The sequence below is a fragment of the Herbivorax alkaliphila genome, from assembly GCF_030848475.1.
Lineage (GTDB): Bacteria > Bacillota > Clostridia > Acetivibrionales > Acetivibrionaceae > Herbivorax.
The window spans coordinates 1-8136 of sequence record NZ_JAVDDS010000077.1 but is presented as its reverse complement, the minus strand read 5'-3'; the positions used below and the strand labels follow the sequence as shown (position 1 = coordinate 8136).

At 25.9% G+C, this 8136-nt stretch carries 6 protein-coding genes and 1 pseudogene; 3 read left to right on the top strand and 4 right to left on the bottom strand.

The genetic code is table 11. The features are described from left to right. From RBH29_RS16645 to RBH29_RS16630, 4 genes and pseudogenes are all read right to left on the bottom strand, one after another. Window positions 1-208 (bottom strand): annotated as a pseudogene (locus RBH29_RS16645) (hypothetical protein); the annotation flags it as partial. 3 nt (window positions 209-211) lie between these two features. Further along, complete coding sequence (locus RBH29_RS16640; protein ID WP_306698126.1) at window positions 212-1498, bottom strand: AAA family ATPase; 1287 nt, start codon at window positions 1496-1498, stop codon at window positions 212-214. A 445-nt stretch (window positions 1499-1943) separates the two neighbouring features. Further along, window positions 1944-3491 carry a hypothetical protein gene (locus tag RBH29_RS16635; RefSeq protein ID WP_306698125.1) on the bottom strand — a complete coding sequence of 516 codons (1548 nt, stop codon included), beginning with the start codon at window positions 3489-3491 and terminating at the stop codon, window positions 1944-1946. Beyond that, window positions 3484-5895 (bottom strand): AAA family ATPase, encoded by a 2412-nt coding sequence (locus RBH29_RS16630; RefSeq protein ID WP_306698124.1) that lies wholly within the window; start codon window positions 5893-5895, stop codon window positions 3484-3486. The genes RBH29_RS16635 and RBH29_RS16630 overlap by 8 nt, the downstream gene beginning before the upstream one ends. 591 nt (window positions 5896-6486) lie before the next feature. On the opposite strand from RBH29_RS16630, the gene RBH29_RS16625 reads away from it, so the two are divergent. The 3 genes from RBH29_RS16625 to RBH29_RS16615 form a co-directional block, all read left to right on the top strand. After that, entirely contained in the window at window positions 6487-7461 is a 975-nt protein-coding gene (locus RBH29_RS16625; protein ID WP_306698123.1) for an SMEK domain-containing protein, read from the top strand. Next, window positions 7418-7675 carry an ABC-three component system middle component 6 gene (locus RBH29_RS16620; RefSeq protein WP_306698122.1) on the top strand — a complete coding sequence of 86 codons (258 nt, stop codon included), beginning with the start codon at window positions 7418-7420 and terminating at the stop codon, window positions 7673-7675. The genes RBH29_RS16625 and RBH29_RS16620 overlap by 44 nt, the downstream gene beginning before the upstream one ends. Beyond that, window positions 7660-8136: hypothetical protein (locus RBH29_RS16615; RefSeq protein ID WP_459076799.1), on the top strand; the 477-nt coding region annotated here is incomplete at its 3' end. The genes RBH29_RS16620 and RBH29_RS16615, both read left to right, overlap by 16 nt.

Here is an 8136-nt window from a genome sequence, read left to right as displayed (position 1 = left end):
CTTCAGTTCTTTTAGATATTGCAGTGTTAACTATATTCTTTGGACTACGGTTTTCTTTAACTGCCATCAATCTAATTTCTCCTAATTCAAGGTTAAACTGCTTAAAATATTCAACTTCTGTTTCACCACAACAAATTACTAGTATTATGTTTTTTTGAGTTCTATTCCCTCTTTTTCTTTTGTAATTCTCGACCCCCTTTTTCTTCAATTTTTACCCCTCCTTTATAAACGGTACTGCTCCAAATACGCCTAATAGATATTTTTTAAGGAGAGGATCATTTTTCCTTATATCTTTAAACTCATCTAGTGAATATAATTCGCTTTCTCCATATTCATTCTTGTCTACAAACCATATTTGATCACGTCTAATATTTTCCTCAAGAAGTAATACATCATGTGTAGAACATATTAACTGAGCATTAAATAGATTTTTATCTATAGAATTAAATAATGATAATATATATCTTAGTATTGCACAGTGTAGCCTTGAGTCAATTTCATCTATTATTAGTGTTTTCCCTTTTTTCAATGCTTCTAATATTGGCCCTGATAATTCAAAAAATTTAATTGTACCATGTGATTGATATTTTAAAAACGGTAAATTTATATCCGTTACATTTTCTTTTTTATTATTATAAATAAAATGTTTTGTTTTTAAATCTATTATTCTTTTCTTAATATTATTTAACTTCTCCTTGGGTATTTTTGATTTAAAAAATTTTCTATTAATTAATTCTATTTCTAAATTATCTAAATGATCAAGATCTTCTTCCTGCGCATCTAAATCAAAATCTTCAATATTGAAATCTGCTTTTTTCAAAAAACTTAGTACTTCTGCTTTTCTTTCATCACCAGTTTCTAAATATTCAATCGTTGTCCCTGGACTAGAATAGTCAGGTGAAATTATACATAATGAATTTTCAAACCAATCTTTAATTACTTTAGCTATTTTAATATTAAACATAGCTGCTGTTGATATAAACAATGCATTTTCTCTTGTATGAGACTTTATAATTTCTGCTTCCTTTTTAAGTTCCCCTTTAAGACTTATTGAACTATAATCAGAACTTTCCCTTATAAATACAGGTACTATTCTATTAGTCTTCTTATACAGCCATTCTTTGTGTATAACCTTTTTCATGATTTCGAATCCGTATTTATATAATGTATCACCTACTACAAATACAATTTCAAACATAGAAGGTTGACTTTCAGCTTCTATGTTAAACTTAAACTTTTCACATTCTGTTATAATATCTTCATTAGTAAAAGACATATTGACCATATTCTTCATAAAACTCATGGCTTTTATTATATTAGATTTACCACTACCATTAGCACCATAAATTAAAACACTCTTAAGTAACCTATCAAAAGAGGTATCAAACGTATTAAGGTCTTTAAATTCATCTTTTGTTGACGATATAATACTTAGTGTTGCTTGATCATAATAAGAAGCATAATTTTTACATGAAAAACCTATAAGCATAATTATCATTTCCTTCCCGAAATAATCCTTCTATTGCTATTTTATAATAACTACCTCAAAAAAGCAATTCTTATTATATATTTTTGTAATTTTTCTTCGAATTTATACGTTAAGATCTTGAGAATTTAATTTTAATGCAAAAAAGTCTTGTGTTTTAATAGGATTTTTTTATTGAACAAAAACATATTGTTTATTTTTTAGGAACTAACAGGCTTTCTATATATCTTTAAACCTGTAGTGTGTAAAGCATGCTTTGCATGTACTGCTTTTTTATTTAAATTCAATCTACTGAAGTATTTTTATACTATCCTTACTAAAACTCAATACCTAAACTTTCACAAATATCTTTTGTAAGCTTAGATAACGGTCTTTTATCAAAATTTTCATCAATCATATAGTTAATACACTGCCAAATTTCATCATACAGTTGTGATATAGATTATAGAATACCTGTTTATCTTATTAATCTTTGGAGTTCTTTATAATCAGAATCAGATAAATATTCATCTGTCTTTACATCTTTAAAAAACTCTAATTGCTCAACGATATCTTTATATAGCTTACTAAGTGTACGTTCATGTAGCCTATCAGTATTTGTTACATTATCAACAACAAACTCTAATAACTCTTGCTTTGATATTTCCTTTTTAAATATAGCTTCTAAACGTTCTTTTAATTCTCTACAATACTCTTTGTTGTATATTAACTTCTTCTTAATTAGATTTTTCACCTCATCACGATGATAATTATACAAGGATTCTAACTTAAAACATTCTGCACTATTTTTTGCTCTTAATCCAATCTTCTTCAAGTCATTATCTTTGTCAGGTTCTAGTATTATTTTAAATTCATCATTTTTATTTCCGGATAATGTATATTTTTTAGGCTTATATCTAAATCTTAGATAATTTTCAAATCCGTATTCATATGGATGTAAGTGTGTCTCATAACTAAAGTGGCTATCTAATTTCAGTGACGAATTACAAAACTTACAGCAAGGAATTAAATTATAAAGTGATATTGATAAATATGGATATATAGATTTAGCAAAAAAGTGATCTAAATCCGCTCTAACACTACCATTTTTTTCACTGTATACCGGTGTGATATATTGCCTGTTACAGTATGGACAACTTTTTACACCCATTAACATTACTAAATGATATGCACTCCACTTAGGAAATATATTTGTTTTACCCATATTGTCCAAATGCATTATAAAATCTGTAGTTTCATATGATTGAATACAATTATCAAATGCATTTTGAATAATTTTACAAATTTCAAGAATCGTTTTTCCAATTCCGTTCTCTCCTACTTTTTCTATTTCTAAAATAAGAGAATCATTCAACATCTTAATGTCATCAGTAATACTGTATTTCTCAATCTCATCACAAACACGTTCTTTAATTCTTCTAAGCCTATTTTCATTATAAACTTTGTCTCCTTCATATCTCGAAGTTTTTGCCTTTATTTGCTTATAAAACATGGAGGTTTGTGATTTTATTTGTTTCAAAAATGCTCTATAGCCAATAATATCATTGCCTTTTAATGAAAATTTATTATATCCCAACGATTCAAAAATAAGTTTTGAATATGTCTTGCTATTCGAATTATATGAAACATCATGCTCTATAACATCCATGGCCAACTTATATTTACCTTTAAATTCAGCAATTTTCCTATTTAATTGACTAGGCACAGCAATAAAAATATTTGAAATATCCTTTTTTTCTATTGAGTAAATGTTATCAGTTATTGCTTTCAATTCTGCTACTTCGTTTATCAACATGTCAATAAATACAGTCAAATTATCAATCAACTCTGAATCATCTTCAATATCAAGTATTCTATGCAATTGCTGTAAATATTCTTTCGATAATTCTTTCTCCAAATTACCTTTTAGAATCTTTAAGTTTTTCACAATACCGCTTTCATGCACAATGTATTTCGCATGTCTTTCAATAATGTAATCGCTAATATGAGACTTTATATTAATCATAACCTCCACCTCCCTCTCTCATAATTAACTTCTTAATAAATTTTTTCTTTTTTTCATTATCTAATCTTGAAAACTGCTCAAAAATGTCGTCTACATTATCATCAGCATCAATTACTGCATCATACTCAGCTATCCATTTATAACGTATGTCCAATTCCCTTACTAATGATTTTCGCATAATAGGTTCACTAATTTGTTCAATTAAATACTTTAATTTTTCCAAGTCATCTTTAGTAATACTCTCATATTTAACTTCTGTTAGGAATTCATCCTTATTATATTTAAAAATATTTTTACAATTAGTTTCAATTTTTTCCTTTGCAAATTCACCAATTGTATCATCAAGAAAGAAAGATTTATTTAGAATATCATAAATATTTGCCGAAAAAGTATTAATTGGATTGTCATCCACTGTCAGCAGCTTTACATTCTTCCTTTTTTCATCTTGATTCAGAATTAATAAATCTTCTTTTCTTATATCCGAAAGAATAAACGGTGAATGAGTACTGATTATTAATTGTACATTAAGTTCTTTATTTCTAGTTTCATAATTTGATAAATATAAATCTCTAATAGCTGTTAGCATTAGATAAACAAATTGTCTTGACCATTCAGGGTGAAGTCTTTGATCTGGTTCATCCATCAAAATAATATGTAAAGTTCTATCTTCATTTTCAAGGATGTTTATGAATTTTGAAAATATATCTAAAATGCATCTTTCACCATCAGAAACATATGGAACAACGAATTTGAATCTGTTCCATATATCGTTATGATGATCTGATTCATATTTATACCATTTGCTTACCATTTCAAAAAAACTAATTATTTCAGTATCATCTTTATGAGTATCAGAATTAATAATTACCCCATTATCATAAAAATAACTATCTTCAAGCTTAAACAATTGCATCAAAATTTCCTCAAATGCAGTTTGGTACATTGAACTTTCTCCTAATTTCACCTGAGATTCAATCTTAATTAATAAATAACGTCCCAATATTATATTGTTTATTAAATTCTCTTTAAACGAATCATTTTCAAATTCCTTATCATACTTCTGCTCAAATAAAATCTTTTTAACTTCTTTAGCACCATTTAAGTTACCGTAAATAACATCTACCATTTTCTTAAAATCAGCAATTTCTTTAAACGGACTTATTGCAGCGTTACATAAAACATAGTCATTTTTTCTAATATAATCTAAATAGCTCTTTATTTCTGAATTAGTTAACTCATTAATTTCATCTTTTTTAAAAACATTAGGACTATTCTCGTATGTCATTTCAACCAATGAGTTCAACGCGCACAATATGTATCTATAACTTAAGTCCAATAAATATTTCTGCTTTTGATTATATTTTTCTTTATTCTTAGTTCTCTTTTTTTGAGTATCTGCTTTTTTTCTTTTAGTTGCAAAAAAACTGCTCTTATCTGGTAATCCAATATTTCTATATAATTTTTTTCTAATCTCTTTTATACTATTTTCCAATTCGTCAATATTTTTCTTTATATTCTCATCACTATGAAATCTAAGCCTTACATTATCCAATAAAAATTCATTAGAATATGAATCCGTCATTTGTATCATTAACTTAGTATTTATTATCTTTTTTACGAAAATCTCATATTTTTTCGAAAACATTATTTTATATAAGGAAAGAAAATCATTCGGTTCATTAATTTCATTTCTTAATTCTTGTCTTTTTATTAAATATTCGTCATCTCTATCTTTTCTTGGTTTAAATCGCATAGAATTTGTTTTTCTGTGACTAAAATAATTCGAAAAATAATATATATTTGCATGCTCTGCAATTTTTTTTTTGTGTTCATCCTTAAATGCATAATCATTAAAGCAATGTTCAGAACCAGCATACCCCCTATTTTCATCATAATCATATTCGAAAGTATAGCCAATCGGTAATTTATAATGCATGTTCTTGTCTTTTCTAAATATTGATGATATTTCAATATTCTTAATCCAACACTCATCTTCTTTTTTTATGTTTGCAACAACCTCAATCAAAAATTGATTTTCTTTCATGTGATAAATAAAAAAGTATTCCGCTGTAAAATAGGCACCATTTTGATCTCTCATCAAGTGATCATCACAACGTTCATCTCTCAACATCCCAATTATATCGAGAATCGTTGTTTTTCCTGATCCATTTCTTCCAGCTAAAACCTTAAAACTCTTTATATTTTTACCATAAAAGCCCTGCCACATACAATATTTTTCTTTAATTATTATTAGTCCATCTTTTTCATCAAAATGACACTCAAATGAATCACTAAAATTAAATCCAGTATTTTTAATTTCGAAATTATTGTTGTTTGTAGACATAGCCTTTTTTAATTTATTAAAATTGTCATATTTTTTTATATACAAATAAATTAGTTCCATATATCCCCTTTCTCAAGTAATCAGTATATTCATATTATTTTCACCGATAATGTTATTAGTAAGAGATCTATTCAATTTTTTTATAAGCAGAATCATTAAAACTTGCATAATATTACAATTTTCTGTTCTTTTGTTATATCTCAAGTGATATTCATACTTTAAATCTTCTGTATTATTTCTTTACACCTGAGTTTCTCACTTTGATAAATGAACAAAAAACAATTATAAAATCACTTAAAATCCACACAAGTACCACGTTTTATAGTATAATTAGTTTAGCGACAAAATCATACAAAACAGGGTGTTATTATAAGTCAAAATTTAGACAAAATTCAATTAGTACTTACAAAACATGAATATTCAATTAATATGATTGTATTTTATTTACTTGAAAAATTCAAGTTCTAAGCACTAATTTGTAATTTTAGTTTGGAATCTTCTGGAGTAAGCATAGAATTTTTGATAAAACTGATGATATTTATTAGATTTAAAGGTTTTAGATTAGACAAATTTTTATAGTAAGCATATTCTCATTATGGTAAAATAATTATAAACATTGAGATAAGAAAATGATAAGGAGAACGAAATATAATGATTAGTAAAGAAATCTATCTAAAAAATATATCCAGAAGTCTCGCTCTGTTAAGTAAAGAAGTTGAGCTGTTAAATTGTATCAATCTTTACGATATAAACATTAGTTCAGAAGATTTTTTTACAGAATTATTAAATTTAATATTTGACTATAAATTAAAAAATGTTAATACAAAAGAAAAAAATGCAGTTGCAATTGATTTAGTAGATGACGAAAACAAAATATCAGTTCAAGTTACGTCAGATAATACAAGTACAAAAATAAAACATACTATTAATGAATATATATACAATAACAAGTATTTATCTTATAATCGACTTATTGTTCTAATAATAACAAAAAAGAAAAGTTATACTGCAAAATTTGATACAAAAAATAAATTTGATTTCAACACTAAAACTGATATTTTAGATGTAGAAGATTTGATTAAATATATAAAAGAACTGTCTACGGATAAAATAAAAACTATTGATACATTTTTGAATAATGAGTTATATGATAAAGTCTCTACATCTAAAAAAACACAATCAAACGAAATAGATACAATTATAGATTTAATAGAATATATATCCAATCATAAAAAAGTGAAAAAGAAATTAGAAGTAGCTATAGACCCTGAATATAAAATCTATAAAAGATTTAAGAATTTTAGCGAAAGGCTTATTACAGAATACACTAATTTGCTAAAGATATACGGTAATGCTATTGAGCTGGTAGAACAAAATCTTGGTATTGATGAAGCAAAGGATATAGTAATAATGCTATTCCTTCAAGATATTAGCATGAATATTTTAGAAGAAACAAACGATAACCCTGTAAAAGCATTAAACAGATTAGTTGATTATTTTGAAGATAAACTTAGTGTTAACGGGAAAAAATATGATAAAGTAGCTATTAAGTTTTATCTAACTAGTGAAATGATAAAGTGTAATGTATTTCCAAATGAAAGGAATGAGTATAATGGTAACAAATAAAAATAATTTAAACTCTTCAATACTGTATATTGGTTATCTTATACTAAAGGAAATCAAAAAATTAAATACTACTAAGATATCCTTATATGACGTTTCCGCAATTCTTAAAAAAAATGGAATATCTAGTAGTAGACAACTTATTTTAGGTCTTTCTTTTCTATACTCTTTAGGTATAATAGAGTTTGAGGAGGCAAATGTATGTATAAAGAAATAAACAGAATTAAATTAAAAAAACTATACTCAAAAAACAATGTCTTTGATGAATTAGTCTTCCATGACGGAGTTAATATAATTTTAGGTGAAAAATATGACAATTCGACTACAAGAGGTAGGAAAACAAATGGTGTAGGTAAGTCTATGAGTATTGAAATTTTAGATTTTTGTTTTCTAAGTAATTATGATAAAAAATCTAGAGTTTATAAAATACCAAAAGAGTTACTGCCAGTAGATGAAGAAATTATTTTAGACTTAGAAATAGGTAAAGAAGATATTACAATAAAAAGAACACGAAAAGACGCTCAAAAACCTATAATTTTAAGAAATGAAAAAATAGTAACTTTCGACAAGCTAAATGATGCTCGTAATTATTTAACAGAATTGATTTTTGCAGAACTAGGGGGTAAAAGTGTACCTTCTTTTAGAAATTTATTTTCAATTTTAATACGAGATGAGCGT

Excerpts from the sequence above, each read along its gene's own strand:
- RBH29_RS16630 (WP_306698124.1), bottom strand. The coding sequence starts at position 5,895 with ATGGAACTAATTTATTTGTATATAAAAAAATATGACAATTTTAATAAA.
- RBH29_RS16625 (WP_306698123.1), top strand. The coding sequence starts at position 6,487 with ATGATTAGTAAAGAAATCTATCTAAAAAATATATCCAGAAGTCTCGCT.
- RBH29_RS16620 (WP_306698122.1), top strand. The coding sequence starts at position 7,418 with ATGTATTTCCAAATGAAAGGAATGAGTATAATGGTAACAAATAAAAAT.
- RBH29_RS16635 (WP_306698125.1), bottom strand. The coding sequence starts at position 3,491 with ATGATTAATATAAAGTCTCATATTAGCGATTACATTATTGAAAGACAT.
- RBH29_RS16640 (WP_306698126.1), bottom strand. The coding sequence starts at position 1,498 with ATGATAATTATGCTTATAGGTTTTTCATGTAAAAATTATGCTTCTTAT.